General features: G+C 42.1%; 14 protein-coding genes. 7 read left to right on the top strand and 7 right to left on the bottom strand.

Going from position 1 to position 18,926, the window contains the following annotated elements:
* Positions 1 to 161: 161 nt before the first annotated feature.
* The 3 genes from TOL9009_RS0113095 (at position 162) to TOL9009_RS0113085 (ending at position 5,796) form a co-directional block, all read left to right on the top strand.
* Entirely contained in the window at positions 162 to 2,315 is a 2,154-nt protein-coding gene (locus tag TOL9009_RS0113095) for an OmpA family protein (protein WP_242055577.1), read from the top strand.
* 244 nt (positions 2,316 to 2,559) lie between these two features.
* Positions 2,560 to 4,887 (top strand): SdrD B-like domain-containing protein, encoded by a 2,328-nt coding sequence (locus tag TOL9009_RS42140; RefSeq protein ID WP_051502881.1) that lies wholly within the window; start codon positions 2,560 to 2,562, stop codon positions 4,885 to 4,887.
* 369 nt (positions 4,888 to 5,256) lie between these two features.
* Entirely contained in the window at positions 5,257 to 5,796 is a 540-nt protein-coding gene (locus TOL9009_RS0113085) for a hypothetical protein (RefSeq protein ID WP_029633209.1), read from the top strand.
* Positions 5,797 to 6,069: 273 nt separating this feature from the next.
* On the opposite strand, the gene TOL9009_RS0113080 is transcribed toward TOL9009_RS0113085, so the two are convergent.
* Entirely contained in the window at positions 6,070 to 8,049 is a 1,980-nt protein-coding gene (locus TOL9009_RS0113080) for a serine/threonine protein kinase (RefSeq protein WP_029633208.1), read from the bottom strand.
* A gap of 160 nt (positions 8,050 to 8,209) precedes the next feature.
* Here TOL9009_RS0113080 and TOL9009_RS0113070 point away from each other — a divergent pair, with 160 nt between their 5' ends.
* Entirely contained in the window at positions 8,210 to 8,695 is a 486-nt protein-coding gene (locus TOL9009_RS0113070) for a hypothetical protein (RefSeq protein ID WP_029633207.1), read from the top strand.
* Positions 8,696 to 8,907: 212 nt separating this feature from the next.
* Positions 8,908 to 9,531, top strand: a complete 624-nt coding sequence (locus TOL9009_RS0113065) for a hypothetical protein (protein ID WP_029633206.1) — start codon at positions 8,908 to 8,910, stop codon at positions 9,529 to 9,531.
* Between the two features lie 45 nt (positions 9,532 to 9,576).
* Here the strand turns inward: TOL9009_RS0113065 and TOL9009_RS39000 are convergent, their stop codons facing one another.
* Both TOL9009_RS39000 and TOL9009_RS0113055 read right to left on the bottom strand, forming a co-directional pair.
* A complete protein-coding gene (locus TOL9009_RS39000) occupies positions 9,577 to 10,551 on the bottom strand; it encodes a DNA cytosine methyltransferase (protein WP_038296332.1) in 975 nt (324 codons plus the stop codon).
* 132 nt (positions 10,552 to 10,683) lie between these two features.
* Positions 10,684 to 13,044: a dynamin family protein gene (locus TOL9009_RS0113055; RefSeq protein ID WP_029633205.1), complete on the bottom strand. Its 2,361-nt coding sequence runs from the start codon at positions 13,042 to 13,044 to the stop codon at positions 10,684 to 10,686.
* Between the two features lie 103 nt (positions 13,045 to 13,147).
* On the opposite strand from TOL9009_RS0113055, the gene TOL9009_RS38995 reads away from it, so the two are divergent.
* Complete coding sequence (locus TOL9009_RS38995; RefSeq protein ID WP_038296330.1) at positions 13,148 to 13,381, top strand: hypothetical protein; 234 nt, start codon at positions 13,148 to 13,150, stop codon at positions 13,379 to 13,381.
* A gap of 96 nt (positions 13,382 to 13,477) precedes the next feature.
* A complete protein-coding gene (gene ygfZ / locus TOL9009_RS0113045) occupies positions 13,478 to 14,464 on the top strand; it encodes a CAF17-like 4Fe-4S cluster assembly/insertion protein YgfZ (protein WP_029633203.1) in 987 nt (328 codons plus the stop codon).
* 195 nt (positions 14,465 to 14,659) lie between these two features.
* Here the strand turns inward: ygfZ and TOL9009_RS0113040 are convergent, their stop codons facing one another.
* The 4 genes from TOL9009_RS0113040 to TOL9009_RS0113025 all read right to left on the bottom strand — a co-directional run bounded on the left by TOL9009_RS0113040 (position 14,660) and on the right by TOL9009_RS0113025 (position 18,856).
* Positions 14,660 to 15,436: a DUF5331 domain-containing protein gene (locus TOL9009_RS0113040; RefSeq protein ID WP_029633202.1), complete on the bottom strand. Its 777-nt coding sequence runs from the start codon at positions 15,434 to 15,436 to the stop codon at positions 14,660 to 14,662.
* A gap of 78 nt (positions 15,437 to 15,514) precedes the next feature.
* On the bottom strand, positions 15,515 to 15,820 hold the full coding sequence (locus TOL9009_RS0113035) for a (2Fe-2S) ferredoxin domain-containing protein (protein ID WP_029633201.1): 306 nt from the start codon (positions 15,818 to 15,820) through the stop codon (positions 15,515 to 15,517).
* Between the two features lie 82 nt (positions 15,821 to 15,902).
* On the bottom strand, positions 15,903 to 16,877 hold the full coding sequence (locus tag TOL9009_RS0113030; RefSeq protein ID WP_029633200.1) for a cysteine synthase A: 975 nt from the start codon (positions 16,875 to 16,877) through the stop codon (positions 15,903 to 15,905).
* Between the two features lie 335 nt (positions 16,878 to 17,212).
* Complete coding sequence (locus TOL9009_RS0113025) at positions 17,213 to 18,856, bottom strand: acetolactate synthase large subunit (protein ID WP_029633199.1); 1,644 nt, start codon at positions 18,854 to 18,856, stop codon at positions 17,213 to 17,215.
* Positions 18,857 to 18,926 lie beyond the last annotated feature (70 nt).

The raw sequence follows: 18,926 nt of genomic DNA, 5'->3' as shown, positions 1-18,926 counted from the left end.
CCCCAATCCCTAGATAGCCATAGAATGCGAGGTTTACAGGAGTGATGTTGAGTGTGAAATTTCGTTTATTGTTGATGGGCAATAGGCAATGGGCAATGGGAATAAAAAGAAGTTTGCGAATTTCACTTGCCCTATCCCCCATGCCCTATGCCCTATGCCCCATGCCCTTTTTGCTTTTAAGTTCGGGGGTTGCATTTAGTCAAACGCCGACTCTACCAGCTTTGCGGGTGGTGGTGAACAGTAACTCTGATGGGAATATTCAGGCTGATTCAGAACTGACATTGCGAGAAGCGATCGCTCTGGTGAATGGTACGTTATCGGTTGAACAACTCAGCAGTAGCGAAAAGGCTTTAGTTCAACCACAAAGTAGCGGCAGTTCCCGCATTGAATTTAATTTGCCTAATGGGGCAACGACGATTCAGTTGCAGCAACAATTGCCCGATTTGTCAAGTCCGGGATTGGTGATTGATGGTGGGACGCAACCGGGATATGATGCTGCCAGTTCAGCGACGGCAGAAATTGCCATTCCGGTGCCGGTGGTGACGATAACTCCAGCGACAGATAAAGAAATATTTCGCGGCTTGACTGTTGTCGCGGATGGTGTAACGATTCGCGGCTTAAGTATTTATGGTTTTAATGCCAGTCCGGTTAAGCAGCAGTTGGGGAACTTATTAATTTATGATGGGATTCCCAAACCGGTGACGCTGACGACACCACCAGGGGATATTGTCATTTCTCATCGTTTTCCACCTCCGAATACGAAACGACAGCAACCACCTAATGATAGTTTTCCTTTTTATGACCGAGATGTTCCACCGAAGAATGTTGTCATCGAAAACAACTGGTTGGGACTGACAACTGATGAAAGGATGCCACCAATTACATCGGCTTTTGGGGTTTATGTTTTTAATTCCCAAGGTGCGACAATTCGCAAAAACCGAATTTATTATCATGATGGCAGTGCAATTATTACTTCTGTTAGGGGTGAAAATACGGTAGTTGAACAAAACATCATCGTCGGAAATGGTATTGACGGGATGCCAGATGCCTTGCGGTTTGAGGGTGTGGTTACAAAGTCGCAGATTATAGGTAACTTGATTTGTGCCAACGATGGGGCAGGGGTGTATTTATTTAAACCTGAAGGTGATGTGTTGTTGCAAAATAACAAAATCACTTATAACGGTAGACGATTGCGACGTGCGGCTGTTTATGTGATGGGAAGCAATCATCAAATAATTGGTAATGAGATTGACCATCAAACTGGACCTGGGGTAGTAGTGTCGGCGTTCCCTAATACGGAACGGAATATTATTCAAGATAATTTGTTTACCGCTTTGGAAGGTTTGAGCATTGACCTGAACACCCAAGGCAATCTTGATGTCAGCGACTTTCAGCGGGGGGATGGTCCCAACCCGAAGCGGGATTCCGACAATCGGCGTCGGGATACCGGAAATGGGGCAATTAATGCACCAGAATTTACGGCACGGTCGTTTCTGCCGAGTGGTAGCGGGGTGACTTTGCAAGGGAAGGCTGACCCAGGTTCACAGGTAACAATATATCGTTTGGGAGATTATCAAAGAGGAAAAAAAGCGCTTTATGAACCCGGTTATGGAGCGTTGAGTCAAGTTTTGGCGACGGTGCCTGTAGATAATAAGGGCAATTTTAGCCTGACGGCGACAAACTTGCAGACAGGAGAAATGGTGAGTGCGATCGCTACCGATCCGAAATATGGGACATCCGAAAGTGCGATCGCAGCGGTAATTGGCACTCCTGGTACACCAACGAACCTGACACCATCTTCTAGTCCAACGCCCATACAGCCACCGCAGTGTACTTCAAAACCGACACCACCCCCACCACCAGAACCGCCGGCACCACCCCCACCACCAGAACCACCAGAACCGTTGCGGATACGTGTACCGCGCAACGTTCACTTTGCCTTAGATAAATCCTTTATTAGTCCGGCGAGTTCGCTGGTTTTGGATCGGGTAACGCAGGTGTTGAAGCAATATCCGGTGATTGTCATTGAAATAATCGGTCACACCGATCCCCGTGCTAGCAACGCCTATAACCTAGCGTTGGGTAGACGACGGGCATTAGCTACGAGAAATTACTTATTACGCCAAGGTATCGCCCCAGAACGCATGACCATTCGTTCTGAGGGTGAAACCCAGCGTGTAAGTGATGGTTCTGGTCGAGTAGATTATGCACGCGATCGCCGTGCGGAAATCATTTTCAAAGACGTTAGAGGCATCGAAATCATTATCGAAGGACAAGAACAAGACTTACAAATCGAACCACCTAGAGGTCGATAAGAGGGGAAAAGGGGAAGGGGAAAAAGGGAAGGGGAAAAGGGGAAAGGAAAAGAAAGATAGAATCATTTGAATAAATCCGTTCTTACAAAGGTTGACGGGACGGAAACCGACCCCGCCAACTTTGCGCTATTTTATTTCCGTACCTTTCCCCTTTCCGCTTTCCCCTTTCCCCTTCCCTTTTTCCCCTTTCCGCTTTCCCCCTCTTATTCCCCTTCCCGCGTCAACTCTGACTTAGGATCTTGCGATGAAACCTTTATTTAAGCCTTTACCAGCGTTGGCGGAGCCTCTTTGGAGGAGAATCGCCCACACTGAAATATTTCAACCTTTAAGACTGACACTTTTGACACTGTTGTTTACAGTGCCGCAAGTTCCCATACAATATCCATTGCCAGGAAGCATTTCATTGGGTGGGAAGGCTTTGGCACAAACAAGTTGTCCGGCTGGGACATCACCCCAAACTTTACAGTGGACTCCTAGCAGCAATCTCCAAGATTTTTTAAGTCAAAATCTGAGCGTTGGCGGCATTGCTACCACATTCCGCTTCTCTGAAAGCAGCCCTGGAGTCATTGACGAAGGCGAAACACTTATTGAATCAGAAGTATACGGTGGTCTTAACGAACCGAATCTCAGGTTTAATATCGGAGGAAATTCGCTAAATAGACCAGCCAATGATCGAGATAGCAGTCCGGCACCAGTTGGTAGTAGTGCTACACTCACCATTACCTTCGCACAACCAGTCACTCTGGCATCCCCGCTTACTTTTTTAGACATTGACCGAGATGGTGCGCGAGACCCTGTGGGAAGAACTTTCCAAGATAGAGTAACAATCAGAGCCGTTAATGGAACTACACCAGTTGGTGTGACAGGTACGGCATTAGGTACAAATACTAGAGTCACTAATCAAGGTAATAGTGTTCTGGCAGAGGGTATAAACGAGAATGCCCAAACCACTCAAAATGCCGGCAATATTCAAGTTACGCCAGCTGGGGCAATTACCCAAATTCAAGTTTTATATGAGCCAGGAACAGAATTTGGTCCTCCTGGGCAGGATGAAACTATCGGTCTTGCCCAGTTAAATATTTGTGCGTCTATTCCTGGTACAGGCTCACTTGGCGATACAGTGTATAATGATACCAACGGCAACGGCATCCAAGACACAGGCGAACCGGGAATTGGCAGCGTTCCTGTCAATTTAGTAGGGGCGGGACCTGATGGTCAATTTGGCACGCCAGACGACATCAGCCGCACCACTACTACTGATATTAATGGTAGATATAGCTTTCCGGGATTACCTGCGGGTAGTTACAGAGTTTCCGCAAATAATCCTCCTGGTTTAACACCCACTCAAACTCAACCGAATGCGATCGCTCTCAGTGCTAATCAAAATATTAATACAGTTGATTTTGGCTTTCGTCCGACCTCACAAGCTTCAATCGGCGATACAGTATTTAACGATCGCAATGGTAACGGTGTTCAAGATCAAGGCGAACCGGGAATTCCTAATGTCCCCCTCACCTTGACTCTTCCCGGACCCGACGGTAGATTAGACACTCCTTCTGACAACACCACGCAAACGACTACCACCAACAGCAACGGTAATTACAGCTTTAATAATTTGCCGCCAGGACCTTACAGAGTTACAGTTACCCAGCCTTTCGACTTTCCCCAAATTACCACTGCTAGTCCCCAAATAGATGTAAATCTCTCAACAGGTCAGACGCTAAATAACGTGGATTTTGGCTTGCTGCGTCCACCTGGGGGTTCAATTGGTGATTTTGTCTTTAATGACAGAAATGGCGATCGCATTGCTAACCCAGGCGAAACCGGAATTCCCAATGCTACTTTAACTCTGAGAAACTCTAGCAATCAGATAGTTGCTACCACTACAACTAATAACAACGGTAACTACATTTTCAGCGGCTTACCACTAGGCAATTACACTGTAGAGGTAACAACACCAGGTGGCGGTTTTAGCGCTACCACTAACACAACTTTGACCGCTAACCTAACTGAAGCCAATCAAGATAACCCCGATATTGACTTCGGTTTCCGTGGTGGTACTGTAGGTGCGGCAAATACTGCTCTGCGTTTGGTAAAACGAATTACCAACGTGTTTAGAAATGGTCAGCCTGTCAACATTGCCAACTTCAACACTTTTGTCGATGATCCCAATGATCCTAACGACAATATATTACAGCAAGCTGGGCGCCCACCTCTCGGCGTTACCCAACTAGAAACCCCCTTGCAAAGCGGTGATGAAGTAGAGTACACAATTTATTATCTTGCGGAAGGCGATCAAGACTTGCAAAACGTCAGCTTCTGTGATTTAATTCCACCGGAAACAAGCTATAGTTCTGGGGAAATTTTAGTCAATCGAGCCGGTACAAATAGTTTGCTAACTAACGCTCAAGATAACGATCAAGGAGCATTTTTCACACCTTTACAACCGTTACCTCAGCCTAATCAATGTCTGAGTCAAACAAATACTAAGGGGGCAGTGACTGTAAATTTAGGCACTATCACCCCTGATAGAAACTTCGGTTTCCTGCGTTTCCGCGTCAGAATCGATTAAAACTCTCTTTTTAGTTACCAGGGCTTATGTCTGGTAACTATAGCGCTTCTCGGTCCCGTGCAATACGCGGTGTAGGAACGCGAAATTTCGCCACATCTGGTCGTCTTATATCATGTCCGCCAAATTACCCATAATAAAAGAACCCCACCCCCAACCCCTCCCCGCAAGCGGGGAGGGGAGATAAAGCACAGCTTTGTCGGGGTGGGGTTCCGGGTCTCCTATGTCTATTTATTTTTTGAACATGTATGTGATTCAAATGAGAACCGCTATAATTTCTGTTGGTTCTGTATACGAAAAATTTGACAGTAAATTAGGTATTATTATTGAGGCTTTTACTTATCAGCTTAAATATTAAAGTTACCATTCCCAATGCAGAAAACTAAGTTTATTAGCTCAATTATCACCAGTGCAGTGCTATTATCTACCTTCATCATGGAGGGAAAAATTGCCCAAGCAGTACCTCGTCCCGTTCCACTTTTGAGAGCTAAATGTGTTAGTAGTGGACTTGGCACTTACCGCGAGCAAAATCTTGATGTTTCTATAGGCAAAGGAGTTTATACAAGTCAGTTTTATTTAGGAGCTGGCAACCGCTCGGCTTCGTTGACTTGTAAAATTAAACCAGATAATCGCCCAGAATCTCCTTTTCAAACCCTCAATTTGGGATTTGGAATACGTGACAATGACGCAACAACTCCAAATGTGATAATTAAGGTTTACTTAGATGGTCAGCAAGCTGAAACACGGACTGTGATTCCAGCACAGCCAATCTCATTATCACTTGATGTCAGCAATGCTAGTAATGTTGCTATAGAGGCTGTTTGCTCTCGCTCAAACCAATATTGCGATAGAGTTTACTTTTATAAGGCTGATTTAGAACGCAAAATCATTTCTCCACAACCGAAAAAGTAAATTTGTTATTTGTTGGTGGATAGTGGTTAGTCTCTTCAGATCCCCGACTTCTCTAAGGATACAGAAGAACGAATGGTAGGTCTGACCCCTCGTTTTATTCAAAAACCTCGTAGAGACGTTCCGGCGGAACGTCTCTACAATTGTGTGGAATGTCGAAAAATCGTCAGATAAGGAGTAATACCCCTGATTCTCTCTTCTCTATCCTCTAAGAAGTCGGGATCTTAGTCCATAATCGATAGTGAATAACTGTTGACTGTTACGTCAACAACCAACCTAAAAATCATTTTCATCAGTTTCGGTGGTAGTTTCACTATCTATATTATTGTCGGATTCTTCAGTAGAGACGTTCCGTCGGAACGTCTCTACTTGATGTTGGCGTTGATTTAGATGATGCGGTTTAGCTATTTTTGGCAACTCTTGTTTAGCTAAATTATCAGCTGCTTGCTTAAATAATGGGTCTATTTTATCTCGCCAATATTGAATATTCGGCAACTTTTCTGGATGCTCTTTATAAGCTAAAACTTTATCCCATTGACCGTTATCAAGTGCTTTATTGATTTCATTAGATAAAGCTTCCGCTTTTGCCCAATCTTGCTGCCATTGGGTGACAGTTCCTGCTGTTTCGTTCCAACTTGAAGAAGCGTTTGCAGGCAGAGATTTGAGTAGTGCGATCGCTCCCCCTAAATCTCCATTATCATACTTCTCTCTTGCTTGTTCTACAACCTGAGAACCGTTTTCTTTATTCTTTGATTTATCTAAATTATCATCAGCAGTAAATGGTTCAGCAATAAATGGATCTGGTTTTTCTGACTTTAGCAATTCTGGTTTTTCTAGCTTTGGCAATGAAGTTACAGCAGCTGGTTTTGGTATCGGTTGGGGAATCGGTCGAGCCGCAATTAAATCACTATCATTTACTGTCTTAATAGCAATACTTTTGTCTCGCAAACAAGATACCCATTCTTCGGGATTAGCTATTACATGAGAATTCGCCCAAGCTAACTTTCCGGAATCAAGTTTAACTTGCACCCAACCGAGTTTTGTCCGCTTGCCAGTCACCTCAAAACTAGTGTTATCGCTAAGTGTTTGGACAATAGTATCAGAATTAATTGCACTCGGCTCAGAACGAATATTAGAATTACCTGTAACAACAGCCTCGCAGATATTTGGTGAAGTTGCGCCATTACTAGCAAAATTAAAACCGAGATTTTTTGCACTTCCAACTAAATTAGTAGCTACAACAGCTGCACCACCTGCCAATAATGTGGCAATAACTAACGGCAAGAAGTCAGGTTTGTTATCTTTACGGGCAGATTTGGCAGCATGATTTGCTGGTGCTAGAGCGATCGTCTGCTGCCCAGACATTTGAGAAGTCGGTTTGATTGTTTGGTAGCTGCTGGGAGTTTTCGCGTATTCTTGAGCTTTAGAGGGTACAACAGAAAGCAATTGCAATGACAGCAGTGCTTGCATGACGCTGTTATAGCGGTCTTTGAAGTGATAGCGCACCATCTTGCTTAACACTGCCGCCAATTCTGGACTTACAGGTGCTAAATGCTGCCAAACAATTTCGCCTGTATCGGGGTCTTCTTGAAAATCCATTGGCGCCACTCCCGTCAGCGCTTGAATGGCGATAATACCTAAAGAGTAAATATCACTGTTGGGACGGGGTTTGCCTTGTCCTTGTTCTGTGGGCATATAACCGGGAGTGCCGATCGCTACAGTCGCGGTGGTTTGCCCCGCAAAAGTAAGATTAGGCGATCGCAGTTGTTTAACGGCTCCAAAGTCTACTAAAACTAACTTATTATCACAAGTACGACGAATAATATTATCTGGCTTGATATCGCGGTGAATTACCCCTTCGCGGTGGACAAATTCTAAGATGTTCAAAACTTCTAGCAACATCTGAATGACTTCGCTTTCACTCCAACGCTGATGTGGTATAAGTTCTTCGCTGAGGGTATGTCCTTCAATAAATTCTTGGACTAAATAGAATTCTTTATTATCGTCAAAATAAGCTAAAAGTCTGGGTATTTGGTCATGATTCCCCAGTTTTTCTAAAGTTTCCGCTTCTGATTGAAACAAGCGCTTGGCAGTTTCAAAAATTTTCGGATCAGAGTTTGCCCCTTTGAGGTGCTTGACAACGCAGATGGGGTTGCCCGGACGTCTAGTATCTTGGGCAATGTATGTTTCCCCAAATCCTCCCGTTGCAAGAACTCTAACTACTTGATAACGATGGTCTAACAGCTTGCCGATCATATTCCCTCCCCAGTTTTAACACCCATTTTCCGCATGGTAATAAATATCTCCAAGTTTTCTTTGATGAAATCCGCTATCTTGAGAAAAGATTTAGGCAGAAAACACAATTTTTTCACAAAAACGTTGTTAATTTTTATTTCAATCTTGCTTTGAATTTACCATGCCACCTAAGATAACCAATTCACAGACGTGGGAACAGGCTGAACTGCTGATGCAACCTGCTTTCATTCGCGTTGTTGATAACATTCGCAAGCAACTCGATGAATCTGCTTGGAAAGGAACTTACAAAGATGTATTGGTTTGGACTGCTGATACAAGTGATGAAACTAAAGCGATCGTTACCCAACTGTTGCAAGAAATGGAAGGGGCAACACCGGAACAAAGCGATTTAATCAGACAGTCTCTTGCCAATTTACCAACACCCCATCCAGGATATCATCTATGTTTGCAGCGTCAAGATCAACTAGTGACGGTTGATTTGTGGGAACTGTGTTATCAAGTGTGTTTTCTTGACTATGGTACAGGTAATAACTCAGTAAGTATCGACGCTAGTTTAATTGATGAAATGGGTGATGTAGATTGGCTCCAGTTGGAAGCGAAGACTAAGGAGTTAGTTGAGCAACTGTTTGCGAATTTACCACATTAATAATATCATGACAGGCTTATTACATATCTCTTGTAGAGACGTTCCGCCGGAACGTCTTTACGAGGGTTACGATGTTTTTATTAGTATTAATTAACCTTTATAGCGATTCCCACATTCATGAGGTACAGAAAGAATTAACCGCAGATGAAGATAGATAAACGCAGATGGACGCAGATAAATTTGTACCTCAGCAGACTAAGAAACGGTATATTATGTCTAAACCAAAAATTTTGCAAGAAGGACAGAGTTACACTTTTCGTTCTTACTTCGAGTTCCCTTATGAAACAGAAGATATTTTAGCTGAATTAGGTTATAGCTTTTCACGTATGCGTATGACCTTACCCTCTTCTCAACGTATACCACAACGTTTACCTGAATTACGTCAGCAAATTGAGGAGTTGCTACCACTAGTAACTTTATCGAGCGAAACTGCACGTCGAGAAATTATGGTAGCACCAGTACTTTCGGAATTAGCGCGTTTTTGTAAGTGTCAAATGCGCTTAGAATATCCTCTTCAGGTAAGTTCTCAACTCAAAGGTAATTTAGATTATTTACTGCGAAATATAAACACAGATGAAAAAAGTAAAAATTTTCTGGTAATTGAGGCTAAAAACGACGATTTGTCAAGAGGTTTTACTCAACTATCAGCAGAGTTAATCGCTTTGGCAATAGCAGAAGAACAAGATATTCTTTATGGTGCAGTTACAGTAGGTGATACTTGGCGTTTTGGTTTATTAGAACAACAGCCTCTTCATATTACTCAAGACATTACTTTGTATCGTGTGCCTGATGATTTAGATGTTTTAATGCAAATATTGATTGGAATTATTGAATAGCTGATTTATAGCCAGTTAAGGTGCGGAATCTCGGTAGTAAGCACTTCAGTGCTTAATTTGAGCGGTAAACCGCTCACTACGAACTAAAAGAGTATTTTGCATATACTCATAAAGGCATTTAGCAACATACTCAGCTAATTTTACGGGAACTGCATTACCGATCATTTGTTCTAAGTCTGTTTTGCAACTTTCAAAAATAAAATTAGGTGGAAATGTTTGTATATAGCTGCGTTCAATAGTAGTTAAAGGTCGTAATTGCGGCGTTACGGGTGCAGCATCACCAGGATGAATTTTATAATTTTTAGGAATCGGTCTATTAACACCTCTAATAGTCGGACTTGGTTCGTCAATACTAAATATTGCTCTTCTTTTATAGCTTCTCGGATGCCTATAATAATACTGAATGCCTAAACTATCACCCAAGTATTCTTTAATTGTTTTTGGTCGCGGTGCTAAATTAGCATTTAAATAATATTCTAAACCTTTATCTTCACCGTTCAATTCACCTAAACAAAAAAATCTTTTACGCTTTTGCGGTACACCACACAAGCTCGCATCTAATACCTTTTCAGTGAGTCCGTATCCAGCTTGTTTAAAAATATCTCTAGCTATTTTATATTTGGCGCTTTTGGCTAATCTATCTACATTTTCCATGACAAACCATTTAGGTTTGACACTAGCGACTATTTCCGCAAATTTTATCGTTAAATCACCTCGTCCTAAGTTTTCATCGCGTTTGCCAGCGCTAGAAAAATCTTGACAAGGGGGACCGCCAATAATTATATCTGGATTAATATTTTTGATAAGTTCAAAATTATCTAAAGCGGCAATATCACATAATATGACATCGTGATCAAAGTTTTTTTGATAAACTTTGATAGCGGTTTGCCAGTTATCAAAGGCTGCGGCTATTTGAAATCCGGCATTTTGAAATCCGAGAGATAAACCACCGCATCCGGCGAATAAATCTATGATTTTTAAGGATGAATGGGATTTTAATTTATGATTTTCTTTCACCATTACAGCTATATAGTCTTAATCAATAATATAGCCCTCAGAATGGAATTCTGGGGCTACACGAACGAAGCCCACCTTCGTGGGCTAAGAGGAAGTGTTTTTAGCTAGTCTGGGTTAAGGGAGTTGTGTAGCCGGCTAGTTGATTGTTTGCATTGGCTTCCAACTATGCAAGGATGCTTTAATTGTGGTCAATTCATGTAAGTATTGATTTAATTGTGCTTTTTGAATTTCCAGCATTTCCCGAATGCGATCGCCTTCAACTTCTTTTGTCTCCCGTTCTTTCAGCAAGCGATCAAAATCATCTTGAAACCTTTTAATATAGTCGTTGATTTGCTTCTCTGCATTTCTGAAGTCTTCCGCAACCTGTTTTTCAATTACTCGCTGTAGAAGTTCTCGACTGCCTGATGCTTGACTATCTATATTCACTTTGATTGCCTTTACTGTTTCACGCAAGTTCACTTCATAGAAGGAACGCTGCTTTTCAACCTCAACTTCTCTCTCTTTAGTGGTTCTTTTGGTGTAATCTTGCTCATCCTCACACGAACGGCGTTTTTCTCCTGTGCTGTAATTTTGTTTTTCCTTCGTTTTATAAAGTTGCTGCTGATATTGAACTTGTGTATCAATCCCCGGAAAATCAAAACTTGGAAACTGAATAGGATTGACGTTGAGTTCCACTTCCAAAGCTTCTCCAAGATAGTTCGACAGTTCATTTGATATCTGTTGGATATCATCTTTAATTTTATGTACCAACTCTTCTCTAATTCGTGTTCCGTCCCTCACAAGTTTATCCTGGGTATCGAGCCACCAAGTCTTAATATGTGGCGCACAAAATTCGTTAATAGTGCGTTCAAATTTTTTAGCCTCTTCCTTCGTATTAAGTCTAATTTTGTATGGATCTAAACTTTTATACTCATTAGAGTTATGGTTAGACAATGATGTTGGAAAAACTTTTGTTAGAGCTTCTACCAAAGGGGTCTTTGTTTCAAAGGTGAATGCAGTACCACCTATAAGAGGAATCCAGCTTGGTAGACTGAATCCAAATTTTACTTCACTGGAAGGAATATCTACATTTCTTATAAGTATTTCAGCTTTTTTCTGAGTTTCTTTCGGTATTTGTTTGTTAGGTACAGATTCAGCTATCAAATCTATTTCCTCCTCTATCTTAGCTTTAGCTCCTTCAGCAAATTGACTAATTGCCTGACTAAAACCACTGATTAGGATCTGTTTTTGTTCATCGACAGACTTTTTTACAGCTTCTACTTTGCTTTTGGAATAATCAGAGCGTTTCCTATATTCTTCTACTTTTTGTTTTAAGGCATCAATTCCCATCTGCCAACCGCTTATCTGTGTGTTTAAAGTATCTTCAATTCCCTTACCAGCCTTATCAATTTTTGCCACAACATCACTCAAAAGATTCCATCCAGAATTTTGAGTTATGGTTTGAATAACTGTTTGTTCAATTGTAAGGATGCCACTATCTTTTAAAGCTTGTGGTGCAATTTTCCGAGGCGCTGGTATAATCTGATTGCCTTCTTCATCTTCAGTAGCATATCTAGCACTGAAAAACTTTTTGAAATCCTTTATCTGGCTTTCAGTTGCCTTTCCTTGTTGAATCAGCTTTGCCAAAAGTCCTTGTCTAGAACTTGCAGGGTAAATAATTGGATTAGAAAAGCCAAAGTTAGTTAACTCGCGTTTCAAATCCTCTATGACATCAGCAATATCTTTGTCTTGTTCTGTCTTCTGATCGACTTTATTAAGAATGAAGTAAATCTTACCTGTATTCTCAGCTAATATTTCCTTACGATTCTCTATCACATCTTTAAACAAATCTGAAATAGCATTGTCTTTGTAGGAAGCGTAATTTAAAACGAACAAAATTGCATTGCAAGTTCGCAGCGCTTCAAGTGCAGTTTGTTTCAGCGCTACTGTATTAAACTTGGCAGATTCCCATTCATTCGGACCTGGAGTGTCAACCAAGGTAAAACCAGATAGAGATGAAAGTGCGCTAATAGCTTCGATAGGATGTTCTATCTCAAAGCGTATCGTATTGTCAGGATTGCCTTTTTCCCTAATCTCACGGGTACGCACCAAAAATTTTTGTTGAATCTCTCCAGCGTTACCCTCAGCAATCACAAAACCTTGTCTTTGTCCTTCTCGATATTCCAGAAGTCTGGGTACTTGTCCATCTGGAATATGTCGCACATCTGTACGGCAAATTGTACACGCTGCTGATTCACTTGCGAGAACATCTGCACCAATTACTGCATTTAAAAAGGTACTTTTGCCAGCTTTCATCGCTGCAATAACTGCTACTTGATACTTCTGCTCTTTTAATGCGCTTAAAGCTTTGTTTATGTCATCCTCAATACTCTGTAAACTTTTGGTATCGTCTCCCTCGCTGAAACGACCTTTGCGAATTTCCTCAAGGTAGTTTAAGAGTCGTGTGCCAGTATGACAAATGCTGTCGTGTGCTGCCTGAAACTTTTCAGAGGACATAATTATGTAAAGTTAGAGGGAAAGAGTAGTTAAAACACGTACAGCTTAACTTAAAATCAGAAAGATTGGCGTAAGTAATTATACTTGGGTATTAAAGGCGATTATGAAGAATCCTGAAGAAGTTGAACTAAATTTGCGACCTTGTGCAACAGAAACAGTATCGATAAAGATACCAACAGACACATTACAATCTCTGAAAAAAGTTGCCGCTAGTCGAGATATGTCTGTTGAAGCTTTACTGAAATTGTATATTGGGCATAATTTGCGGCAAGATTTAGCTAAATTATTCTCTGATCGTGTAATTGAGTCAACTACTTTCCGTAATTTGAGCAGTTGATCAAAGCGATCGCTTAACCGCAAATCCTTACTTGATAATATTTTCATGCTGTAAGTTGATTTAAACTTGGTTTTACAACCCAAAATTGCTATCACCATGTCCAAATCTGCAATTGACACCAAAGACGCAGCAGCTATCCAAGCAGCGCAAGATTCTGTCGCTGTATGCGATCGCTCTTCCTGGGGAATCATCCGTGTTTCTGATGATGACCGCATCCGCTTTTTACACAATCAAACTACTAACGATTTTCAAAGTCTCAAACCAGGACAAGGCTGTGATACTGTAATGGTGACATCCACAGCCCGGACTATTGACTTAGTTACAGCTTACGTTTTAGAAGATGCAGTGCTGTTACTAGTTTCGCCCAATCGCCGGGAATTTATCATGCAATGGCTGGATAAATACATCTTTTTTGCCGATAAGGTGCAATTAACAGATGTAACAAATGAAACTGCAACCTTCAATATTATCGGTTCGCAAAGCGACACTATTATAGAAAAGTTGGGTGCTGAAGCTATTATCGGTCAACCTGACGGCACTCATCAACTATTTGACGGTGGGATGCGGGTTGCGGTGGGTAGTGGTCTGGCTTTGCCGGGATATACCCTGATTTTACCAGCTTCTGAGAAGGCGACGGTATGGCAGAAAATTGTCGAAGCTGGAGCGCAAGAAATGAGCGATCGCGCTTTTGATATGTTGCGAATCTTACAAGGTCGCCCAGCCCCAGAACATGAATTAACTGATGATTACAATCCTCTAGAAGCTGGTTTATGGCATACCATTTCCTTTAGCAAAGGTTGTTATATCGGACAAGAAACCATCGCCCGTTTAAATACATATAAAGGTGTAAAACAACACCTTTGGGGGATTCGTCTCAACGCGCCGGCGGAAATAGGAAGTGCGATCGCAGTCGGGGATGAAAAAGTCGGCAAATTGACAAGTTATACTGAAACTGCTGATGGTTACTTTGGACTAGGTTACATCCGCACTAAAGCTGGTGGCGTCGGTTTGAAAGTTCAAGTCGGAGAAACCGGGGGTGAAATAGTAGAAATCCCCTTCGTTTCTCACGAATACCCACAGTAAAAAGAAGGGGAAAGGGGAAAGGGAAAAGGGAAAAGGGGAAAGAATTTTTTCATTTAGACCGATGGGGAGATGCGGGGAAAGAATTGTCCTCCTTGTCCTCCTTGTCCTCCTTGTCCTCCTTGTCCTCCTTGTCCTCCTTGTCCCCTTGTCCCCTTGTCCCCCTGTCCCCCTGTCCCCTTGTCTCCCTAAATTCTATTAACCAACACCTTTACAAAACTCATCTATCCAAGAAGGTAGATTACTGGCATTAGTAGCTGATGAATTAACTTGACTCTGAACATCTTTGCGTTGCATTTTTACATCCTTGGCTTGACTTTCAATTGTAGCCACAGCAAGCGGTTTGCTATTGCGAGATAATTGGTTGGAAACTGAGTGCGATCGCTCGCTTGTTGGATTCATTCGGATAACATCACCCGGAAGCACAGCAACGCTTTTTTTCGCCTCTTTTCGCCAGGGAGAAAGGTTAGAAGATGAAGTTTTGCTATGTTTATTATCAGGTTTGCCCTTGGTTTCAACTTTAGTTGTAAATCCCGATGCCTTAGATTTATTCTTGCTTTCAACTTCAGGTTTGTCATTATTTTTGACTTCTGTTGTCATCAACGCTTCATTAGTATTAGTTTCAACTTCGTTTTTGACAGCATCTCTAACCAAGGGGAGAGGTTCGCTAATCTCCTCTGTGATAATCATCGTATTTTCCGATTTAATTAAATCTAAATGTCGGTCGGGATTGAAGTTAAGACCTAATGCAGCAACAATGCGATCGGGATTACTATTTAGATCCACAATCAACGGAAAAATCTCATCAAGTTGCGGTTCTAAAACAGATAAAGTTGCCAACAGAAAACCACTGCTTGGACGTCGTTGACCATCATAAGTCCCCCAAATTTGCATTTTTACTAACCAGGGACGATTTTCAAAGTAGTAATTCAGCCACTTTATTTTCAATGATTCACGTAGCTGCTGAATATTCATAGGATGCCTCGCAAAGATTAAAAAAGAGTGCAGTCCTTTATATTTTTAATCACCTTGGTGTCCGGAATGAAACCGATATTACTGCATTTTTTTAACTTCGTGACCGTTGAGTAAATGCTGTTCTACTACCATTGGCACTTCCTGAGGACAGACACGACTATACCAGACGCGATCGGGCAACACCAACACCATCGGACCATTACCGCATTGTCCCAAACAGCCGGTAGGTGTCACCATCACCCCAGGAACTACTGAAGCCTTAAAAGCAGCTAATACCTTAGCCGCACCTTGCTTTTTACAAGTACGATTTTGACATACCCGCACGCATTTAGAAGAAGCGGATGGATCTGTAGTTAGGGAATGGGATGCTTGAGTGTTTGACATTCGTAAAGGGGGATGGGGAGGAGTGGGGGAGTTGCACGACAACTAACAACCAACCACTAACAACTAACCACACTCTAACTAACTAATCTACTGACAGTCCTTTTGACGCCAGCCATTCCGGGTTGAATATCCGTGATTGGTAACGAGAACCGCTATCACATAAAATAGTGACGATAGTATGTCCAGGTCCCATTTGTTTCGCTAGTGCGATCGCACCACCAACATTAATTCCTGTGGAACCGCCCATTAATAGCCCGTCTTTTCTTAACAACTGATAAACTACTCGCAAAGCTTCTTTATCATCGATTTGAATCGCATCATCAGCTGGCGCCCCTTCCATATTTGCTGTAATCCGACTGTTACCAATACCTTCGGTAATCGAATTACCCTCTAATTTAATTTCTTTGTATTTAATATAACTGTAAAGTCCGCTACCCATTGGGTCGGCAACTACGCATTTAATCGCCGGATTTTTCTCTTTCAGGTACATCGCCACACCCGCAAATGTTCCCCCTGTGCCAGTTGAAGCTACCCAGCCATCTATTTTACCATCTGTTTGCGCCCAAATTTCTGCTGCTGTGGTTTCGTAGTGAGCGCGACGATTAGCTAAGTTATCAAACTGATTCGCCCAAATTGCGTTTTCCATCTCTGCGGCGATTTTGCCAGATAACTTAACGTAGTTATTGGGGTCTTTATATGGTACAGCGGGGACGGGGCGAACTTCAGCACCCAACGCTCTCATCGCGTCCATTTTTTCTTGCGATTGAGTATCAGGAATAATAATTAAACATTTGTAACCTTTGGCGTTACAAATATGTGCTAATCCAATACCTGTATTACCGGCTGTTCCTTCAACGACAGTACCACCGGGTTTGAGTAAACCTTTCTTTTCAGCATCTTCAATAATATAAAGTGCGGCGCGGTCTTTGACGGAACCTCCAGGATTGAGAAATTCTGCTTTTGCGAGAATTTCGCAGCCAGTATCTTCGCTAAAGCTGGTTAAGCGAATCAGCGGTGTGTTACCAACAGTTCCTACAAAGCCGTTTTTGATATCCATGTTGAATTTACCTGAGTTATTTCATACCTATAAACATTTTGGCTTATAGAGCAGATTTCAGGTTTAGAAAAAATCGTTTTCGTTACTGTGGGTTTGATGAGGGTTTGCGGTAATATAAGCGTCGATACGCCCGTATGTCTACACGGCTGCATCGACCAATTTCTTCACTTGATCACAGTGGGTGATGTCTGTAGTTAGGGCGAGTACCTTGCTGCCGTTGCCAGTCAACTCCTCTGCTAGCGACTAGTAGTCTGTCAATTATATGTAGAGACGTTCCGGCGGAACGTCTCTACGACGGTTGCGATATTTAGGAGCGGGGAAGCCGCCCCTATTTCCTAGACTTCGCAACTCAACTCGCCGGCTTTTTGACTAAAGCGGCTGTTTTCGCGATAATCTACAGGACAATCTATCACTGTTGGTACATCTTGTGCTAAAGCTTCTTTGAGAATCGGAACTAAATCAGTAGCAGATTCAACACGGTAGCCTTTTAAACCCATACTTTCGGCAAATTTGACAAAATCAGGATTGCCAAAATGCACAAAAGATGATCTACCTTTGCCAAAGTGATTTTCTTGTTTCCACTCAATTAAACCGTAGCCACCATCATTAAAAATTAAGGTGACAAAAGGTGTACCAACTCGTAAAGCAGTTTCTAATTCTTGGCAATTCATCATAAATCCGCCATCACCAGTTGCAGCGACAACTTTACGATTAGGATAAACGAGTTTTGCGGCTAAAGCACCAGGAATGGCAATACCCATTGCGGCAAAGCCATTAGAAATCAGACAAGTATTCGGACTATGACAATGATAATGACGGGCAATCCACATTTTATGTGCGCCGACATCAGATATAACAATATCTTCTGGTCCCATCACTTGCCGCAAGTCATAAATTAACTTTTGTGGCTTAATCGGAAATCCGTCATCATTAGCGTATTGTTCGTAATCGGCACGAATACTTGACCGTAAAGTGATGGCAAATGGGTTCTGTTTACCTTGTCTATCTGCTAACTTTAAAATCTCATCCAGAGAATCAGAAATATCCCCGACAACTTCAGTACGGGGTATATAACTACTATCAATTTCTGCCGGATTTGCCGCAATATGAACAATGGGAATTTTGCCGCTAGGATTCCATTTCTTCGGCGAAAATTCAATCAAATCATAGCCGATCGCTATCACTAAATCTGCCTTATCAAAAGCACAAGTGATAAAATCTCGCTGTTGCAATCCCACTGACCACAATGCCAAAGGATGAGTATAAGGAATTACACCTTTGCCCATAAATGTATTGGCAACAGGAATATTCATTTGGGTAGCAAATTGCGTCACAGCATCACTAGCTTGAGCGCGAATCGCTCCATTTCCCACTAATATTAACGGATTAACCGCCTGAGAAATTGCTGCTGCTGCTGCCCGAATACTCGCAAAAGAAGCATAGGTTTTTTCAATATTATGCTTCTGCAAAGGTTTCCCTTCTACAGGCATAGCGGCAATATTTTCCGGTACATCAATGTGAACTGCACCAGGTTTTTCACTTTGCGCTACTTTAAAGCCTTTTCGCACAACTTCTGGTGTAATACTCGGTCGCACAATTTGCTTATTCCACTTTGTTACCGGGGCAAACATCGCTACCAAATCTAAATATTGATGCGATTCGATGTGCATTCTATCTGTGCCAACTTGCCCGGTAATTGCTACCAAAGGCGCACCATCCAGGTTAGCATCAGCTACACCCGTCATCAAGTTAGTCGCTCCAGGACCAAGTGTAGAAAGACACACCCCAGCTTTTCCAGTCAGGCGTCCGTAGACATCTGCCATGAATGCCGCACCCTGTTCGTGACGGGTAGTGATAAATTGAATGGAAGAATTTTTCAATGCTTCCAAAACGTGCAAATTTTCTTCTCCAGGGAGTCCGAAAACATATTGCACCCCTTCATTTTCTAAACACTGTATCAGTAGATCCGCTGTATTCATTTAATTTCCTTACTAGCAAAAGATATAACAACCGCAGATAAACGCCGATAATTTCCTCTTTTATCTGCGT

Source organism: [Scytonema hofmanni] UTEX 2349 (assembly GCF_000582685.1).
In the GTDB taxonomy this organism is placed as follows: domain Bacteria; phylum Cyanobacteriota; class Cyanobacteriia; order Cyanobacteriales; family Nostocaceae; genus Hassallia; species Hassallia hofmanni.
The sequence above is the reverse complement of the archived record's forward strand: the minus strand, read 5'-3'. Positions and strand labels throughout refer to the sequence as shown.

Bases quoted from the DNA above. Each gene is read 5' to 3' on its own strand.
- TOL9009_RS0113040 (WP_029633202.1), bottom strand. From the start codon at position 15,436: ATGAATATTCAGCAGCTACGTGAATCATTGAAAATAAAGTGGCTGAAT.
- TOL9009_RS0113065 (WP_029633206.1), top strand. From the start codon at position 8,908: ATGTCTAAACCAAAAATTTTGCAAGAAGGACAGAGTTACACTTTTCGT.
- TOL9009_RS0113070 (WP_029633207.1), top strand. From the start codon at position 8,210: ATGCCACCTAAGATAACCAATTCACAGACGTGGGAACAGGCTGAACTG.
- TOL9009_RS0113080 (WP_029633208.1), bottom strand. From the start codon at position 8,049: ATGATCGGCAAGCTGTTAGACCATCGTTATCAAGTAGTTAGAGTTCTT.
- TOL9009_RS0113085 (WP_029633209.1), top strand. From the start codon at position 5,257: ATGCAGAAAACTAAGTTTATTAGCTCAATTATCACCAGTGCAGTGCTA.
- ygfZ (WP_029633203.1), top strand. From the start codon at position 13,478: ATGTCCAAATCTGCAATTGACACCAAAGACGCAGCAGCTATCCAAGCA.
- TOL9009_RS38995 (WP_038296330.1), top strand. From the start codon at position 13,148: ATGAAGAATCCTGAAGAAGTTGAACTAAATTTGCGACCTTGTGCAACA.
- TOL9009_RS0113025 (WP_029633199.1), bottom strand. From the start codon at position 18,856: ATGAATACAGCGGATCTACTGATACAGTGTTTAGAAAATGAAGGGGTG.
- TOL9009_RS39000 (WP_038296332.1), bottom strand. From the start codon at position 10,551: ATGGTGAAAGAAAATCATAAATTAAAATCCCATTCATCCTTAAAAATC.
- TOL9009_RS0113055 (WP_029633205.1), bottom strand. From the start codon at position 13,044: ATGTCCTCTGAAAAGTTTCAGGCAGCACACGACAGCATTTGTCATACT.
- TOL9009_RS0113030 (WP_029633200.1), bottom strand. From the start codon at position 16,877: ATGGATATCAAAAACGGCTTTGTAGGAACTGTTGGTAACACACCGCTG.
- TOL9009_RS0113095 (WP_242055577.1), top strand. From the start codon at position 162: ATGCCCTTTTTGCTTTTAAGTTCGGGGGTTGCATTTAGTCAAACGCCG.
- TOL9009_RS42140 (WP_051502881.1), top strand. From the start codon at position 2,560: ATGAAACCTTTATTTAAGCCTTTACCAGCGTTGGCGGAGCCTCTTTGG.
- TOL9009_RS0113035 (WP_029633201.1), bottom strand. From the start codon at position 15,820: ATGTCAAACACTCAAGCATCCCATTCCCTAACTACAGATCCATCCGCT.